Here is a 16003-nt window from a genome sequence, read left to right as displayed (position 1 = left end):
TCGATCTACTTCCAAATCCCGAATCCCAAATTCCTACCCCCTATCCCCTAATGAACATACCTCAACTTATTATTAGTCTCTGTCTTGCTTGTATTCTCGTACTTAGCTGTGCAACTAAAGCGATCGCCTTTTGTGGCTTTTATGTTGGTGGTGCAGATGCAAAATTATTTAATAAAGCTTCTCAGGTAGTCATCGCTCGAAATGGCGATCGCACGATCCTAACGATGGCAAATGATTTCCAGGGAGCCGTCAAAGATTTCGCGATGGTTGTACCCATTCCTGTCGCCATTAAAAGAGAACAAGTACACGTTGGCAAACGCAGCACGATCGAGAAATTAGATGCTTTCAGTCAACCCCGACTAGTAGAATATTTCGATCCCGATCCTTGTGCGCCGATGATGGATGCAGAAAAGAGAAGTGATTCTGCTCTTCCTCGTCCATCCGCTGCTGCACCAGCCATGAGAAAAAGCGGTGCTAATTTAGGTGTCACAGTTGAAGATAGTTTTAAAGTCAAAGAATATGATATCGTAATTCTCAGTGCTAAAGAATCTAATGGACTAGAAACATGGCTGCGGCAAAATGAGTACAATATTCCCAAAGGTGCTAGCGAATTATTAAGTCCATATATCAAACAGAAACTCAAATTTTTCGTCGCTAAAATCGATCTAAAAGAATTTAATAAATCTGGGGATAAATTATTACGTCCACTTCAAATTGCTTATCGATCGCCTAAATTCATGCTGCCGATTCGTTTAGGTATGATAAATTCTCGCGGCGAACAGGATTTGATTGTTTATATTCTCTCACCCAAAGGACAAGCAGAACTTACTAATTATCGAACTGTCAAGATCCCTAGTGGTACAGAAATACCTGAATATATCAAGAAAGAATTTGGGAGTTTCTATAAAGCAACATTTCAAAAAGTCTACGAGCGAGAACAGAAAAAAGTTGCCTTCTTAGAATATGCTTGGGATACTGGTAATTGCGATCCTTGTTCTAGCGAACCGCCAACACAATCACAATTAAAAGAAGCTGGCGTATTTTGGTTAGATGATGGTAATAGCTCATCGGGAAATATTCCACCGAGCTTTCGCCGTTCGGCACCTCAAAGTAACACATTTATCACTCGTTTACACGTTCGTTATACTCGAAACAAGTTTCCCGAAGATCTCATGTTTCAAGAAACAGGGAATCAGGAAAATTTCCAAGGTCGCTATGTGATGAATCACCCATTTAAAGGTAATCTGAGTTGTGAAGCTGGCAAAAAATATCAGCAGGCTCTCCGCCCCCGATTAGAGAAAGAAGCTAGCAATTTAGCAAATCTCACTGGCTGGGGCATCCGCGATATTTATCGCAAGATTGATTTCCCAAATACGCCTAAAAAAGCTGATGGTAATCAGTTTTGGCAGAATGTTTGGGGTGATAAGTAAAGCAAATATGGTAGGGTGAATTACGCTATTGCTAACACACCCTACGAAATTTCATATAGTATTTGAAGACTCTAACTTTATATGTTAAATCTAACTCGAATCATTATTAGTCTAGGCCTCGCTTGTATATTTGTATTCTCTAATACAACCCAAGCACTCGCATTTTGTGGCTTCTACGTCGGCGGAGCAGATGCGAAATTATTTAATAAAGCTTCCCAAGTAGTTATCGCTCGAAATGGAGATCGAACCATCCTAACGATGGCAAATGATTTCCAAGGAGCTGTTAAAGATTTCGCAATGGTTATACCCGTCCCTGTCGCCATTAAAAGAGAACAAGTCCACGTCGGCAAACGCAGCACGATCGACAAACTAGACGCATTTAGTCAACCCCGATTAGTTGAATATTTCGATCCCGATCCTTGCAGAGACCTCCAGTTCTCAGATGCATTTGGCAATGGAAATATGATAAAACAATCATTAAAATCGTTTGCAGCTAGTCGTGAAAGCTCTAGACAAGAGTTAGGCGTAACAGTTGAAGACACCTTCAAAGTAAACGAATATGAAATCGTAATTCTCAGTGCTAAACAATCAGACGGATTGGAAACCTGGCTGCGGCAAAGTGGCTACAATATTCCTAAAGGTGCGAGTGAATTATTAAGTCCGTATATCAAACAAAACCTCAAGTTCTTTGTTGCTAAAATAGATGTCAAAGAATTTGATAAATCTGGCTATCAATTGTTGCGTCCGATCCAAATTGCTTATGAATCTCCCAAATTTATGCTACCAATCCGATTGGGGATGATAAATTCTCGTGGCGAACAAGATTTAGTTGTCTATGTCCTCTCATCCAAAGGACAAGTAGAACTCACTAATTATCGGACAGTGAAAGTACCAACTGGCACAGAAATACCTGAATATGTTAAGTCAGACTTCGGATCGTTTTATAAAGCAACGTTCCAGAAAGTATACGAGCAGGAACAGAAGAAAGTTGCCTTCTTAGAATATGCTTGGAATGTCTCCAACTGCGATCCTTGTGCGAGCGCACCGCCGACACAAACTGAATTAAAAGAAGCTGGTGTATTTTGGGAAAATAATGGCGATACTGTACCTGTGAATCCTTCCATTCGGTTTCGTCGCCGTCCGATGATGGCTCAAGGAAATACCTTCATTACCCGCATCCACGTTCGGTATACCCGCGATAAATTCCCTGAAGATCTAGTATTTCAAGAAACTGGCAATCAGGAAAATTTCCAAGGTCGCTATGTGATGAATCACCCCTTTAAAGGCAATCTGAGTTGTGAAGCTGGTCAAAAATATCAACAGGCTCTTCGCCCCCGTTTGGAGAAAGAAGCTAGTAATTTAGCTAATCTCACTGGCTGGAGTATTCGCGATATTTATACCAAGATTGATTTTCCAAATACACTTCCAAAAGCTGATGGAAACACTCCATTTTGGCGCAATGTTTGGAGTGATAAATAATTGATATGCCCCGGACTTCTTGAAGAAGTCTGGGATCTGGCATTAGGAGGGGCAATTCATGAATTGCCCTTCTTAGTACTCTCGTCTAAGCTGTGGTCAGCACGGCAATTGGATCGGGAATAGTCGCCGATGGAGCCTGGAATTCACCTGTTGCTACGAACTCTAGCCGAAGTTTCAACCAAGTAATAAACTGTTTATTTGTAGAAACAATTGCGGTCGCTGGCTGAGGAACTTTAGCTTTGACACTGGCTAATTCCGGTGCATCCAAAAAAGCGGGTCGATCTATAAACCAAAAGTCAATTTCTTTCTCTTGTTCGTGATAGTTGCGAACGCGCTCTGTGAGTACTTCATCTAAATCTTCTTCTTCTCGCAGAAATCTCTTGCTAGCGACTAAATAATAATAAGGTTGCATGACTTTTATGTGTGATTTTTAATTGGGAGCGGGGAGCGGGGAGCGGGGAGCGGGGAGTAGGGAGTTGTATTTTACCCCTTACCCCCACCACCACACTAATAAAAAGCTAACTAGCCATTCACCCCAAACATAGCTGCTTTCATTTCGCGGATGGCTCGATCGATCCCAACTAGAACCGATCGACTGATGATACTATGTCCGATATTTAATTCTTCCATACCTGGTAAACAGGCGATCGGGCGCACATTCCAATAAGTCAGTCCATGTCCGGCATTCACCCGTAAACCAGACTCGATCGCCAGTTCGCAGCCTGCAGCTAGATTAGTCAGTTCCCTCTCCACCAGAATTGGCTCCTTGGCATCAGCATAGCGTCCCGTATGCAATTCGATGAATTTTGCTTTGACCTGGGCTGCTGCGTCAATTTGGGCGGGTTCTGGGTCGATAAATAAGCTGACAGGAATCCCCGCTGATTGTAATTTGTCCACAACCGATTTCAGTCGATCGAGTTGACCAGCAATATCCAATCCGCCCTCAGTCGTCACTTCTTCCCGCTTTTCCGGTACGAGTGTAACGTAGTCTGGCTTCACTTCCAAAGCGATTTGCACCATTTCCGCCGTCGCCGCCATCTCTAGATTCAAGCGAGTGCGAACAGTTTCACGCAGTAGTCGAATATCTCGATCCTGCATGTGTCGGCGATCTTCGCGCAGATGAGCGGTAATGCCATCAGCTCCAGCCAGTTCCGCCAATACCGCTGCCGCAATCGGATCGGGTTCTACCGTGCGTCGCGCCTGTCGAATCGTGGCAACATGGTCGATATTTACCCCAAGCGTCAACAATTTTCAATTCTCCTATGTTCTATTTTGATACAAATGGCGTAGAAACTAGATCCTGTCTTAGCACATCTAATTACAGAATGGTGAAATTCTGGATTAATTTGGGTACCATGTAAATATCATAGGCTAACACCAGTAAGTAACATTAAGGAGGACTATTTCCTTGTCTCGTAGATATCTTTTTACCTCAGAATCCGTGACGGAAGGTCACCCTGACAAAATTTGCGATCAGATCTCTGATACAATTTTGGATGCACTACTCGCGCAAGACCCCTATAGTCGGGTTGCCGCAGAAGTAGTCGTCAATACCGGACTCGTCTTAATCACTGGCGAGATCACTACTAAAGCTACTGTCAATTATATCGATCTAGCTCGCAAAAAAATCGCTGAAATTGGCTATACAAACGCCGACAACGGATTTTCGGCAAATAGTGCTTCAGTCCTAATTGCATTGGATCAACAATCGCCTGATATTGCTCAGGGTGTCAATGCAGCACAAGAAAATCGCGATGATAGCACCGATATTTTCGACCAGACGGGTGCTGGAGATCAGGGGATTATGTTCGGGTATGCTTGTAACGAAACACCCGAATTAATGCCATTACCAATCAGTTTGGCACATAGAGTAGCTCGTCGGTTGGCGGCTGTTCGCAAGACTGGCGATTTACCTTATCTTCGTCCCGATGGCAAAACGCAAATCACTGTTGAATATAAGAATGGTGTCCCTGTAGCGATCGATACTATCCTGATTTCTACTCAACATGATGCCGCAATTGGTGATATTACCGACGATGCTGGCATTTTGGCTAAAATCAAAGCCGACCTCTGGACATCTGTAGTCATCCCCGTATTTGCAGATTTAGACATCAAGCCAGATGAAAGCACTCACTTCCTCGTTAACCCAACGGGTAAATTTGTAATTGGTGGTCCTCAAGGTGACGCTGGTTTAACTGGACGTAAAATCATTGTCGATACCTACGGCGGTTATTCCCGTCATGGCGGCGGTGCGTTCTCCGGTAAAGATCCCACTAAAGTCGATCGATCTGCGGCTTATGCTTGTCGTCATGTTGCCAAAAACGTCGTCGCTGCTGGTTTGGCTTCCAAGTGTGAAATTCAACTCAGTTATGCGATCGGCGTAGCTAGTCCTGTTAGTATTTTAGTCGAAACCTTCGGCACTGGCATCATTAGCGACGACCAAATCTTTGAACTAATTGAAGATCAGTTTGAATTGCGTCCAGAAGGGATTCTGGCTACCTTCAACCTGCGGAATTTACCTGCAGAGCGAAATGGTCGTTTCTATCAAGATGTCGCCGCTTATGGTCATTTTGGTCGTGAAGACTTAGAGTTACCTTGGGAGAAAACTGACAAAGCTGCTGAACTCAAAGCAGCGGCTGCCAAACTCTTAGCTACAGCATAGTTAAAAGTGCGATCGGGACAAATATTTTGTCCCATTTTCCCTCAAGCAAAATATCTCGGAGTAGAAACAATCGATCGATTGTTTCTACTCCGAGATATTTTCATTTAAAGAAATTGTAGATCGCAACATATCTTTGTCCCTGTTTGATAATGAATGAAAATATCCAGATTGGATTATCGATCGGTAATTCCCGTTATCATTGGGCTTGGTTTTTAAATACCAAACTTCAATCGAGTTGGGATACAGAATATCTCACAATCGTTGGCAACGCCTCTCAGTATGAGAATCGAGCCTCATCTCTATTCCCGATCGATCTCCAAGCGATAATCAAACGAGATCGGCTAGAAATAGATCGAATCCCGATTTATCTAATTTCTGTCGTCCCCAGTCAAACAGAAATTTGGCAACAATTACCTCAAGTCAAACAGATTACTCTAGCTGATATTCCCTTACACAATCTCTATCAAACCCTAGGGATCGATCGAGCATTAGCTGCATTTGGCGCGGGTGAAACTTATGGCTATCCTGTTCTAGTCATCGATGGCGGGACAGCATTAACAATTACTGGTATTGACAATAATCGTCGTCTAATTGGTGGTGCAATTATGCCAGGATTGAGATTGCAATTACGCTCCTTATCTACAGGGACAGCAGCATTACCAGAAATAATATTACCCCAACAATTACCAACACGTTGGAGCGACAATACACCAGACTCGATCGCCAGTGGAATTTTGCATACAGTTAGTGCGGGAATTAGCAATTTTATCCAAGATTGGCAGCAGTTATATCCAGACAGTCAGATAATCTTTACTGGTGGTGATGGAGATCTTTTGGTTGGATATTTACAGGCAATTTTACCAATGGATTCGAGAAATAGAGTGAGATTCGTTGGCGTAGCCTCTCTGAAAGAGAATCGAGATCTATTGTTTCATGGATTATCTGCTATTTTTGTTAAGTGTTCGGAAGATATACACAAAACTTCAGTATAATAAATGTCAGCTACTACGGTAAGATGTCTCTGCCCCGATCGCGACAAATTTTTCAGTGTGAGTTTAGTTGAAGAATAAAACCTAACATAGAGTATTGGTGTGTTAGTTGGGTTTAACGATGCATGTCATGGAATTGTTTTTCCACAGGTACTTAACATGATTCGAGATAGATCGAAATATAGAGTTGGCTTAATAGCTGCTTTTGGACTGTTAGCATGTGAATTTTTATCGATCTCGGCACCATCCTTGGCACAAACAAGAACAACGCAATGTAGTATCCAGCAAATCGAGAATAATATCAAAAATTTACCTACTAATCCCACGCTCGTAGATACATTGGCGGCTTGTGGCTCAGATGCCGTTCCAATTCTGCTGCGCTACCTCGAAGCAGCTCCTAGAGATCGATCGACAGAATTATTGACAGAAATTGCCGATCGACGACTGCTCGTTATTATGACATTAGGACAGATGGGTTCTCGTGCTTCTTCATCCACAAACGTTCTATTATCATTGATGGGAAATTCATCAAGTACACAAGATCTCGATAAGGTTATTTTGTATACACTATGGCAAATAAATGATGAATCAACCCGTAATTCTATTATTAGCAGTTTACTGAAAGTAGTTCAAAATCCAGCAGAAATGCCAGAAAAACGTGTAAGTATAGCTTCTAAAATAGATTATCTATATCGCGATATTCTGAAAACAAAAATATTGTTAGGTCATTCCCAGATTATTACTCCAGCCCTAAATCAAATTATTTTGAAAACTAGTAATAATAGCGAAACTCGGAAAGAAGCATTTCTACTATTAAAAAATTTCGATTTTGCGCTGGCTCAAAAAATGGAAAAACAATATCCGAATATTGTAAATGGAGATCGTTCAGGCGGAGATACAGCAACTGTAATTGATAACCAACAAGGTGCTGTTGTCGTTGGCAATGGCAACACAACTAATCAAACAATCAACAATAAAGTTAGAAATCATCAAATCGATCGTGTTAACACAGACACGTCTATCAGTATGGCTATATATGGAGAAGCTAGAGAAAGAGCAATAAATAAAATCAAAATAAATTTGCCAGCAGTATGCCGCATCCCATTAATAAATTACCCAGTAATTAGAATAGTTTTCGAGTGGAAATGTAGGTAATTCGATAGACAATTAAAATAGCAAGGGAATTTTAACAGGTGAATCTAACAGGGGCGAATTTTAGTGGGCGAGATTTAAGCGGGCAAGACTGGAGCGGCAAAGATTTCAGCCATGCTAATATTCGTGGCACCAATTTTACGAACGCAATTTTAGTCGGTACTAATTTTAGTCATGCTCAAGCTGGACTAACTGTTGCCTGGAAAATTGGGCTGATTGTCATTGCGATCGCAATCTCATTATTCGGCGGATTAATTGCTGGACATTCTGCCACTTTTATCAGCAATATTTTAATAGGTAATTCAGACAGTTTTTTATTCAGCATTATTGCTCTGATTAGCTTGGCTTTCCTACTTGCGATAGTTGTACTGCGAGGACTAAGCGGATTGCTAGCTATTAGTGTAGAAGTTGTTGCTGCTTGTTCGATCGCCACGATTGCCTTCATGCCTACCTCTAAAGTTGAAATTGCCAATCAGGTTCAGCTTGTAGCTTTAGCAATTGCTGGTAATTTATCTGGTGCTGTTAATATGGCGATTGGTATTGCTATCGCTCGACTAGTTTCAATTTGGCATCCTAAATTTCCAACTATTTTTGTCGGAACATTTGGTATTGTTTATGGTATCGGACTAGGTTCGAGAGATAATATCGAGTCTTGGATTTCTTTCCAAATCGCTTTAACTTCAATTATGACTGGGGCGTGGGCGGGTTGGTTGGCAATTTCCAGTAATAAAAAGTATCAACTTATTTATTTCATTGCAACAGGTTTAGTTGCTAAAGGTGGAACAAACTTTCACGGTGCAAATCTCACTGATGCCGATTTTACTAACGCAAAACTTAAAAGTACCGATTTTCGCTCTGCCAAATTGACTCGCACCAATTGGTTTCAGGCACAACACTTAGAACAAGGACAATTGGAGGGAACTTACCTTGCAGATGCTCGGGTGCGCCAGTTGGTGGTGACTAAAGATGGACAAGCTGAGAATTTCGATTTATGTGATTTACGTGGACTCAATCTCCAAAATGCCAATCTCACCGATGCCAGCTTTATTGGTGCTAATCTCAGCGAAGCTAATTTGCAAAATGCCAACTTATCCAGAGCCAAACTTGTGCAAACTCAGTTGTACCAGACGGATCTACATGGTGCTTGCTTGACAGGAGCCTATATTCAAGACTGGGCGATTTCGATCGATACGATCTTCGAGGCAGTTAGGTGCGATTATACTTACATGAGACTGCCCACAATCGACGATCCCGAACCTTGGCGCAAACCGGATAATCGTCAGGAAATTTTTCAAGCAGGTGACTTTGCCGAATTCATCGCACCCATTATTAAAACGCTGAATCTATACAATCAACAAAATCTCGATCCTCGACAGATTGCAAATTCGCTCAAATCTCTAGATTTATATCATTATCAAGGTATCGATCCTAGTGCAGCGGCTATTGCCCTAACCGAAGTGGCAGAGCATTACCCCGAAGCTGGATTGGAAGTTGTTGCGTTGGAAGGGCGGGGAAACGAAAAAATTCGCTTGCAGGCGGTGGTAACAGGTAAAACAGATAGCTCCCAACTTAGTGCCGAATATTTTGAACGCTATCGGACTATTTCTGCATTACCATCTAAAGATATCAAAGCTCTCTTAGCCACAGCCGTTGAAAAAGACGAACGCATCCGCAGTCTAGAACAAATGGTGATGAGTGCGATCGAGGGCAAAAAGTTTTACTTTGAAACTAACTACCAACTGGGGGATAAAGTGTCTGAAAAAAGTTCAATTAATATTACATCTGGCAGTGGAGACATTAGCAACATCAGCGGTTTAGTGGGTGGAGATGTCAGTGGTGTTGTCAATCTCGGCGAAATTAGTGGCAATGTCACTAACGCGATTAACCAACTACCAGATTCCGCTGGAACCAACGAACAGAGCCTGAAAGAGTTATTACTTCAGTTGCAAGCTGCAATTGAAGCCGAACCAGCATTAACACCTGAAGATAAAGTGGAAGCTCTAGCAGAGGTTAAAGTTCTAGCTGAAGCTGGACAGGCAAAAGCAGATAATGTCCTTCAAAAAGCAGCCAAAAGGTCGATAACATTTCTCAAAGGAACAATTTCTAGCCTACCAGATGCCGCCAAGCTTGCTAGTGCTTGCGCGACATTATTGCCACTAATTAGTAAGTTATTAGGCTTTTAATTTACTATATTCCTACCACAATTCTACTTCTTCTCGATCGATCTTAGTTTGAACTCGATCGAGAAATCTTTTAATTTCTCGAACAAATTGCAGATCCAATTCCGGCGATGGTACATTCTGAACAACCCGATATTCAGATTTGCGGACAGCTTTAGCATAAGATTGACTTTGTTCGATCGTCGATCGATGGTCTGCGTCGCTCTGTAGAACTAAAAAAGGTGGTCTAAATTGAGACAATCGATCGGCAACTAATTCACTACAAATTACCTTTCTAGATCGTCGAAAAAATAGATAACAAGTAGTCTGGAACTTGTTAAAAAAATTCCAATAGGCTTGGCTTTTTACTAATGGATAAGCACTATCACTAACGGATGTCAATATCTCTAATACCTTCAGCCAGAGTTGAAATAAATACGGGTGTGCGAGCAACCATTTAGTAAATCGACGATATTGTTGCCAACTAGTTAGCGAAAATCCTTCGGGTGCAATTGCCACAACACCTTGAACTAAATCTGGATATTCTAAGGCATATCTGACAGCAACCCAGGCACCTAAGGAATGCCCGATTAAATAAACCGGACGCAAATGGAGTGCATGTAAAAACTCATCGAGACAATTAACTTCAGTCTCGATCGAACTTGGCATTTCGATTGCGGTAGAATTTCCAAATCCTAGCAAATCGATTGCAAAACAATGGAAGTTCTTACTCAATGGTTCTACAATCTTTTGCCATTGACGACTATCATCCCAACTGCCATGTAAAAATATCAGCACGGGGCGATGACTTTCTCCTGCTTCACGCCAGAATATTTGTCCTGCTGAGAGTTTAATTCGAGAAATGAGATCGCGCATAAAGGTAAGTTGCAAGTTGGAAGTTGAAAGCGGGGAAAAGATGAGATGGATCTAACGGGCGCAATCGCTCGTTTGCTGAATGCTGCTCGAACTAATCTGCCGAACTTACTCGACGGTAAGCTAAATGATAGTATGACTGTGCCTACATTGAGATCGTTGGCGTGGTTCAACTCACTTCAGCGATGCTTAGTCCCAGCAGTTCACCACAAGTAGCTTCTCCCCCTGGAAAATCGACCTCTAGTTTTTTTGGCTCGCGATCGCGTATGATAGGATCTGCTGAAGCTGCGTCCGATCGGATTAAGTTCCGATAGTTAGGTTTAATATTTTATTGAGACAGCGAAGGATTTCTAGCACAGCTTTAACAGATCCAGTCCACATCGGATTGGTGAGTATTCTCTATCGTTTATTTTTACAGAGGCACATATGGCAAAACGCCGCAACCTGAAGAAGGAAAAGGCGGAGCGTAATCAGGCTTACGCTCGTAAATTCAGAAAACGCCCAACTGGTGGACGCATGTTCAAATCGAGATTCCGTCCTCAATCTAGTGGAACTTCGGCTGAGGAAGATAACGAAGATACTTCAGCAGCAGCAACCTAAATTAGTTGAAAGTTGAAAGTTGAAAGTTGAAAGTTAAATTTTCATTGGGGGGAAGCCAAATTCCCGATTTCAGCTTTCAACTAGAGGTGGGTGAGTGGATGGGGGAATATATTCCTCTCGACCATCACCTTTGCCTCAACTAGTATAGTCATTAGATATTAAGTTGAATTTTGGCTCGATCGATCGCTTGACGAACTCGATCGAATCCAGTCCCACCATAACTATTTCGTGCTGAAACTACCTGTTTGGGATCGATAGCCGCATAGATATCTGTCTCGAAGGCTGGGTGTAATTCTTGCCATTCGACTAGACTGAGATCCTTTAGGAGTTTGTTTTGACTCAAGCAAGTTTTTACCACTTTTCCCACCAAATTATAAGCTTCGCGAAAGGGTACGCCTTTCGTCGCGAGATAGTCGGCGACATCTGTCGCATTTGCAAAATCAGATGCGACAGCTTCAGCGAGTCGCGCAGGGCGAAATTCAATCCCTTCGTTCATCAAAATTGTCATCGCCTCCAGACAAGCTTGTACCGTATTGACAGCATCAAATAGAGCTTCCTTATCCTCTTGCAAATCCTTGTTGTAAGCCAGCGGTAAACCCTTCATCATCACCAGCATCGCTTGGAGATGTCCGAATACTCGTCCAGTTTTCCCACGTACTAATTCGGGTACGTCAGGGTTCTTCTTCTGAGGCATAATACTCGAACCAGTGGCGCAACGATCGGTCAAACTGACAAATCGAAACTCTTCCGATGCCCAGATAATTACTTCCTCTGCCAAGCGACTGAGATGTACCATAATCAGACTAGCGGCACCGAGGAACTCGATCGCAAAATCTCGATCGCTCACACCATCTAAACTATTGCCATATATATCATCGAAACCGAGTAACTGGGCGGTGTAGGCTCGATCGATCGGAAAAGTCGTACCAGCAAGCGCACCACAACCCAACGGCGAGATATTCGTCCGTTTGTAAACATCCCCTAGCCGCTCCCAGTCTCTCTGAGCCATCTGAAAATAGGCAAGCATGTGATGAGCCAAGCTCAGCGGTTGAGCGCGTTGGAGATGCGTATAGCCAGGAATCAGCGTATCAACATTGGCTTCGGCAAGCGTCAGTAATACCTGCTGGAAATCCCGCAATTGGGATTGAATTTGGTGGATGCGATCGCGGAGATATAATCTAGTATCAGTCCCGACTTGATCGTTTCTCGATCGAGCTGTATGGACTTTTTTCCCGACATCGCCAACAATTTCCGTCAACCGTCGTTCGACAGCAAAATGAATATCCTCAGCATCGACACCAGGATTAAAATTTCCCGCTCGATATTCGGTGCGGATTCGCTCTAGTCCAGCGACTAGTTGTTCGCCCTCAGTCTGGCTAATAATCCCAGTTTTGGCAAGCATTTGAACGTGAGCAGACGATCCAGTCAGATCGTATTCGATCAGTTCGAGATCGAAGCCAATACTAGCATTAAATTTAGCGATCGATGGATGTAGAGTACCTTCAAAGCGATCGCTCCAAGTTTGTGGTAGAGACATGTTCGATTAGGGGGTGTGGGGGTGTGGGGGTGTGGGGAGTGTGGGGAATGTGGGGAATGTGGGGAGAGGACACAATCGTCTATCTTTCTTCTCTTCCCCATCCTCCCACACGCCCCCATCTCCCCTCTTCCCTCCCTATCTTCCCACACTCCCTACCAATCCCCATCTTCCCACTACGGTGGTACAGCCATCCCTCCCACACTCTTCTCCCCTCTGTGGCCAATGGCTGCAAGGTCCACTAGTTACAATTCACGATCCACTATTTCCACGCTATCATATGAATGTAGTGCGAACTATCAAATTTACTCAAACATCCATATGTCTATGAAATTAACTACCATCAAAGCTAGCAGTTTATTAACCGTTTTATGTCTCAGTGCTGCTCTAACCATCACTAGTTGCGGCAAAAAAGTCGAAACTACCGAGCCTGCTGGCAAACCTGAAGCGGCTGCTCCCACTACTGGTGCATCTACTGCGCCGACTGCAACTGCTCCCGCAGCAGGTGCGGCACTATCTCCAGCAGAGAAACTCAAATTAACTCCTGTCAAAACTGCATTAGTAATGGCAAACACTGCCGTCAAAGGTGGAGATATGACCAAGGCTAAGTCTCAATTTGATAAGTTTAGCGGTTTATGGCCAGCCGTAGAACCAATGGTTAAAGCTAAAGCTGGTGCTAGCTATCCGATGATTGCCAGTGGGCTAGAAATGGTCAAAACTGCGATGGGATCGGCGACCCCTGACAAAGCTAAAGCTGGAGAAGGTTTGACATCGGCGATTAAGGCAATCACCGCTGTCATGGACAAAAAATAAATAAAGCATCATTTACACCGTTAGGATTCAGTATTTCCAATTTTGCTCGCTCACACTCCCTGCAAAGGGGAAAAACTGAAAATAAGTCGTAAGTAGTAAGTCGCAAATAGTTTTTAAAAAGCAAGAGAATTACTCGATTTCTTGACTCGGGCGGATTCAGCGATGACCAACATTTCTCGTAAATAGGTATAGAGATCTCAATCTTGTTGAAAATGTTATAGTAGTATCGACCTCTAGGTTGACAAAGGATATATAATGGCCGCGACTAATGGATCTAAACATCAGACGATCGTTCGTCCGCTGCAATATCGAGATATTGACGCGATTGCTAACTTATGTCAACAAACAACTATTACCGATCCAGCAGTAAAAGTTCAGATCGAGCAGTTGCTCGGGCGCATGACTCGCTGGTATGCACCTTTCCAGTTCCTCAATATTGTCCCCACTCCCACTTTTACCGATCGAGCCTTGTTAGTGGCCGAGTGCGAACAGCGGGTACGTGGTATTATTAGCGTTTCGCCTTTTAATCGGACTCGCAGCACCTGGCATGTAGAATGGGTGTCGATCGATAGTCAGGCAACCACCCCCGAACAAGTTACGGGGAAAAACGATATTGGTTCTCAATTACTCCGCTATTGTTTCGAGCATATTGTTGAAGCAAGTACTTGGGTGCTCGAAGTAGATGTCAATGATAACTCTACTCTGGCTCTATATCGGCAGAATGGTTTCCAACCCCTGGCTCATCTCACCTACTGGGAAATTTCGCCCGAACTGCTACAGCAATTGGCACAGAGGGAACCAGATTTACCCAACCTCCTCCCCGTCAGAAATACGGATGCCCAACTGATCTACCAATTAGATACAGTATCCATGCCGCCCTTATTGCGTCAAGTCTTCGATCGTCAAATCCACGACTTTAAAAATAATTTCGTCCAAACGGTAGTGGGTAAAGTCAAAGAATGGCTCCAACAGAAACAATCTGTGAGTAATTATGTCTTTGAAACCCAAAGAAAAGCCGCGATCGGTTATTATCGGTTATCTCTGAGTCACGATTCTCCAGGAGAGAAGCTCCACCAACGTCAGTTGTTGGGCGAAAACACTCCCCAAACCCATCAAGCCGAATTAACAGTCCATCCAGCATATACTTGGCTCTATCCGGAGCTGATGTCACAACTAGCTAGATCTTGTCAATATTTGCCCTCGCAGCCACTGCGATTAGTTTCTGCTGACTATCAGCCCGAACGCGAAGAATACTTCCAACAAATCGGTGCGGTGCGAATTGAGCATAGCATGTTGATGTCTCGTTCTGTGTGGCATAAGCTCCGCGAAGCAAAACATCTCTCTTTGGAAAATCTCCAAATTGCCGAAATGCTCCAGAGTCTCCAACCTTCTCGCCAGCCGCTCCCTAACCGAATTGAAAAAAATGATTCGGAAGACATTTCCTAGTCGAACCAAAAGTATACTCAGACAAGGCAATGGGAGAAGTTGTTGCTGAAATTATCAATTGGATCTTTATCTCAATCCTCTTTGATACCATCATTAAAATTCCAGGCTACTGGATTGCAAGCTTATTGTTTAAGTCTAAGGAAGATCGATCGAATGTCCAGGAAATTAATCTCGATGGATTACTGAGTGTCTGCTGTGGATTGTTATTTTGGGCGGTCATTGGTGGAATTGGCTATAAATTTTATCAAGTGTGACATTGAACGAATCAGACCCATTAAGCTGATAGAATAGAGGTTAACTAAGTAGACAGATATCAAATATATGATCGTCGCACTCTTGTATTTAATTCTGAGCGGAGCCTACCTGTTGGTAATTCCTGGCGGATTGTATCTATATCTCCAAAATAGATGGTATGTAGCTAGTTCGATCGAGCGGCTCTTAATGTATTTCCTGGTATTTTTCTTCTTCCCTGGAATGCTATTGCTATCGCCATTCCTAAATTTTCGTCCCAAACGCCGCGCAATTGAGGCTTAGATCCAGAATAATGCGGAGAATTGATGTCATTATCATTGGAATTGTCGTCTTTGCGATCGGTGGTGCTGGATATTTAGGGCTACAGCTTGCTGGATTAGATAATATTAATGCTGGAATTTGGAGTCAACTAGTCTTAGTGATGATTATTTTGGGGTGGTCATTTAGCTATGTCTTTCGGGTAGCGACTAAAAAAATGACTTATACCCAACAGCTCAAAGACTATGAAGAAGCCGTACTCCAAAAACGTCTCGAAGAACTTACGCCCGAACAATTAGCCAAAATCCAAGCCGAAATCGAAAAAGAACGTCAAGCATAATTTAAGTGAATAGTAG

The 16003-nt window shown here is 43.0% G+C and carries 16 protein-coding genes; 12 read left to right on the top strand and 4 right to left on the bottom strand.

Annotated elements, in window-relative coordinates:
* Positions 1-50: 50 nt before the first annotated feature.
* Positions 51-1430 (top strand): DUF2330 domain-containing protein, encoded by a 1380-nt coding sequence (locus tag RMO55_RS09080; RefSeq protein WP_310425947.1) that lies wholly within the window; start codon positions 51-53, stop codon positions 1428-1430.
* An 81-nt stretch (positions 1431-1511) separates the two neighbouring features.
* Positions 1512-2909 (top strand): DUF2330 domain-containing protein, encoded by a 1398-nt coding sequence (locus RMO55_RS09075; protein ID WP_310425946.1) that lies wholly within the window; start codon positions 1512-1514, stop codon positions 2907-2909.
* 85 nt (positions 2910-2994) lie between these two features.
* On the opposite strand, the gene RMO55_RS09070 is transcribed toward RMO55_RS09075, so the two are convergent.
* Positions 2995-3321, bottom strand: a complete 327-nt coding sequence (locus RMO55_RS09070) for an MgPME-cyclase complex family protein (protein WP_310425944.1) — start codon at positions 3319-3321, stop codon at positions 2995-2997.
* 110 nt (positions 3322-3431) lie between these two features.
* Positions 3432-4157, bottom strand: a complete 726-nt coding sequence (locus tag RMO55_RS09065) for a pyridoxine 5'-phosphate synthase (RefSeq protein ID WP_310425941.1) — start codon at positions 4155-4157, stop codon at positions 3432-3434.
* A gap of 160 nt (positions 4158-4317) precedes the next feature.
* On the opposite strand from RMO55_RS09065, the gene metK reads away from it, so the two are divergent.
* The 4 genes from metK (at position 4318) to RMO55_RS09045 (ending at position 9895) form a co-directional block, all read left to right on the top strand.
* Entirely contained in the window at positions 4318-5571 is a 1254-nt protein-coding gene (gene metK, locus RMO55_RS09060) for a methionine adenosyltransferase (protein ID WP_310425940.1), read from the top strand.
* Positions 5572-5720: 149 nt separating this feature from the next.
* Entirely contained in the window at positions 5721-6563 is an 843-nt protein-coding gene (locus RMO55_RS09055; protein ID WP_310425939.1) for a pantothenate kinase, read from the top strand.
* 99 nt (positions 6564-6662) lie between these two features.
* Positions 6663-7715, top strand: coding sequence for a hypothetical protein (locus RMO55_RS09050; protein WP_310425937.1), 1053 nt, complete (start codon positions 6663-6665; stop codon positions 7713-7715).
* Between the two features lie 38 nt (positions 7716-7753).
* Entirely contained in the window at positions 7754-9895 is a 2142-nt protein-coding gene (locus RMO55_RS09045) for a pentapeptide repeat-containing protein (protein ID WP_310425936.1), read from the top strand.
* Between the two features lie 12 nt (positions 9896-9907).
* Here RMO55_RS09045 and RMO55_RS09040 read toward each other — a convergent pair whose 3' ends face one another.
* Positions 9908-10747: an alpha/beta hydrolase gene (locus RMO55_RS09040; protein ID WP_310425934.1), complete on the bottom strand. Its 840-nt coding sequence runs from the start codon at positions 10745-10747 to the stop codon at positions 9908-9910.
* Positions 10748-11170: 423 nt separating this feature from the next.
* Here RMO55_RS09040 and RMO55_RS09035 point away from each other — a divergent pair, with 423 nt between their 5' ends.
* A complete protein-coding gene (locus RMO55_RS09035) occupies positions 11171-11344 on the top strand; it encodes a hypothetical protein (protein WP_310425932.1) in 174 nt (57 codons plus the stop codon).
* Positions 11345-11495: 151 nt separating this feature from the next.
* On the opposite strand, the gene argH is transcribed toward RMO55_RS09035, so the two are convergent.
* On the bottom strand, positions 11496-12881 hold the full coding sequence (gene argH / locus RMO55_RS09030) for an argininosuccinate lyase (protein ID WP_310425930.1): 1386 nt from the start codon (positions 12879-12881) through the stop codon (positions 11496-11498).
* Positions 12882-13205: 324 nt separating this feature from the next.
* On the opposite strand from argH, the gene RMO55_RS09025 reads away from it, so the two are divergent.
* The 5 genes from RMO55_RS09025 (at position 13206) to RMO55_RS09005 (ending at position 15987) form a co-directional block, all read left to right on the top strand.
* A complete protein-coding gene (locus tag RMO55_RS09025; protein ID WP_310425929.1) occupies positions 13206-13691 on the top strand; it encodes a hypothetical protein in 486 nt (161 codons plus the stop codon).
* Between the two features lie 255 nt (positions 13692-13946).
* Entirely contained in the window at positions 13947-15137 is a 1191-nt protein-coding gene (locus RMO55_RS09020) for a GNAT family N-acetyltransferase (protein ID WP_310425927.1), read from the top strand.
* Positions 15138-15166: 29 nt separating this feature from the next.
* Complete coding sequence (locus RMO55_RS09015) at positions 15167-15391, top strand: hypothetical protein (protein WP_310425926.1); 225 nt, start codon at positions 15167-15169, stop codon at positions 15389-15391.
* A 67-nt stretch (positions 15392-15458) separates the two neighbouring features.
* A complete protein-coding gene (gene ndhL / locus RMO55_RS09010) occupies positions 15459-15671 on the top strand; it encodes an NAD(P)H-quinone oxidoreductase subunit L (RefSeq protein ID WP_310425925.1) in 213 nt (70 codons plus the stop codon).
* A gap of 10 nt (positions 15672-15681) precedes the next feature.
* Entirely contained in the window at positions 15682-15987 is a 306-nt protein-coding gene (locus RMO55_RS09005; RefSeq protein ID WP_310425923.1) for a DUF3007 family protein, read from the top strand.
* The last annotated feature ends 16 nt before the right edge of the window (positions 15988-16003 follow it).

The sequence above is a fragment of the Chamaesiphon sp. VAR_48_metabat_135_sub genome (assembly GCF_031418915.1).
Lineage (GTDB): Bacteria > Cyanobacteriota > Cyanobacteriia > Cyanobacteriales > Chamaesiphonaceae > Chamaesiphon.
The sequence above is the reverse complement of the archived record's forward strand: the minus strand, read 5'-3'. Positions and strand labels throughout refer to the sequence as shown.

What these genes read in the sequence shown, in the direction of transcription:
- RMO55_RS09015 (WP_310425926.1), top strand. Translation starts at nt 15,167, where the DNA reads ATGGGAGAAGTTGTTGCTGAAATTATCAATTGGATCTTTATCTCAATC.
- RMO55_RS09025 (WP_310425929.1), top strand. Translation starts at nt 13,206, where the DNA reads ATGAAATTAACTACCATCAAAGCTAGCAGTTTATTAACCGTTTTATGT.
- RMO55_RS09040 (WP_310425934.1), bottom strand. Translation starts at nt 10,747, where the DNA reads ATGCGCGATCTCATTTCTCGAATTAAACTCTCAGCAGGACAAATATTC.
- RMO55_RS09035 (WP_310425932.1), top strand. Translation starts at nt 11,171, where the DNA reads ATGGCAAAACGCCGCAACCTGAAGAAGGAAAAGGCGGAGCGTAATCAG.
- RMO55_RS09070 (WP_310425944.1), bottom strand. Translation starts at nt 3,321, where the DNA reads ATGCAACCTTATTATTATTTAGTCGCTAGCAAGAGATTTCTGCGAGAA.
- RMO55_RS09075 (WP_310425946.1), top strand. Translation starts at nt 1,512, where the DNA reads ATGTTAAATCTAACTCGAATCATTATTAGTCTAGGCCTCGCTTGTATA.
- RMO55_RS09055 (WP_310425939.1), top strand. Translation starts at nt 5,721, where the DNA reads ATGAATGAAAATATCCAGATTGGATTATCGATCGGTAATTCCCGTTAT.
- RMO55_RS09020 (WP_310425927.1), top strand. Translation starts at nt 13,947, where the DNA reads ATGGCCGCGACTAATGGATCTAAACATCAGACGATCGTTCGTCCGCTG.
- RMO55_RS09080 (WP_310425947.1), top strand. Translation starts at nt 51, where the DNA reads ATGAACATACCTCAACTTATTATTAGTCTCTGTCTTGCTTGTATTCTC.
- argH (WP_310425930.1), bottom strand. Translation starts at nt 12,881, where the DNA reads ATGTCTCTACCACAAACTTGGAGCGATCGCTTTGAAGGTACTCTACAT.
- RMO55_RS09005 (WP_310425923.1), top strand. Translation starts at nt 15,682, where the DNA reads ATGCGGAGAATTGATGTCATTATCATTGGAATTGTCGTCTTTGCGATC.
- ndhL (WP_310425925.1), top strand. Translation starts at nt 15,459, where the DNA reads ATGATCGTCGCACTCTTGTATTTAATTCTGAGCGGAGCCTACCTGTTG.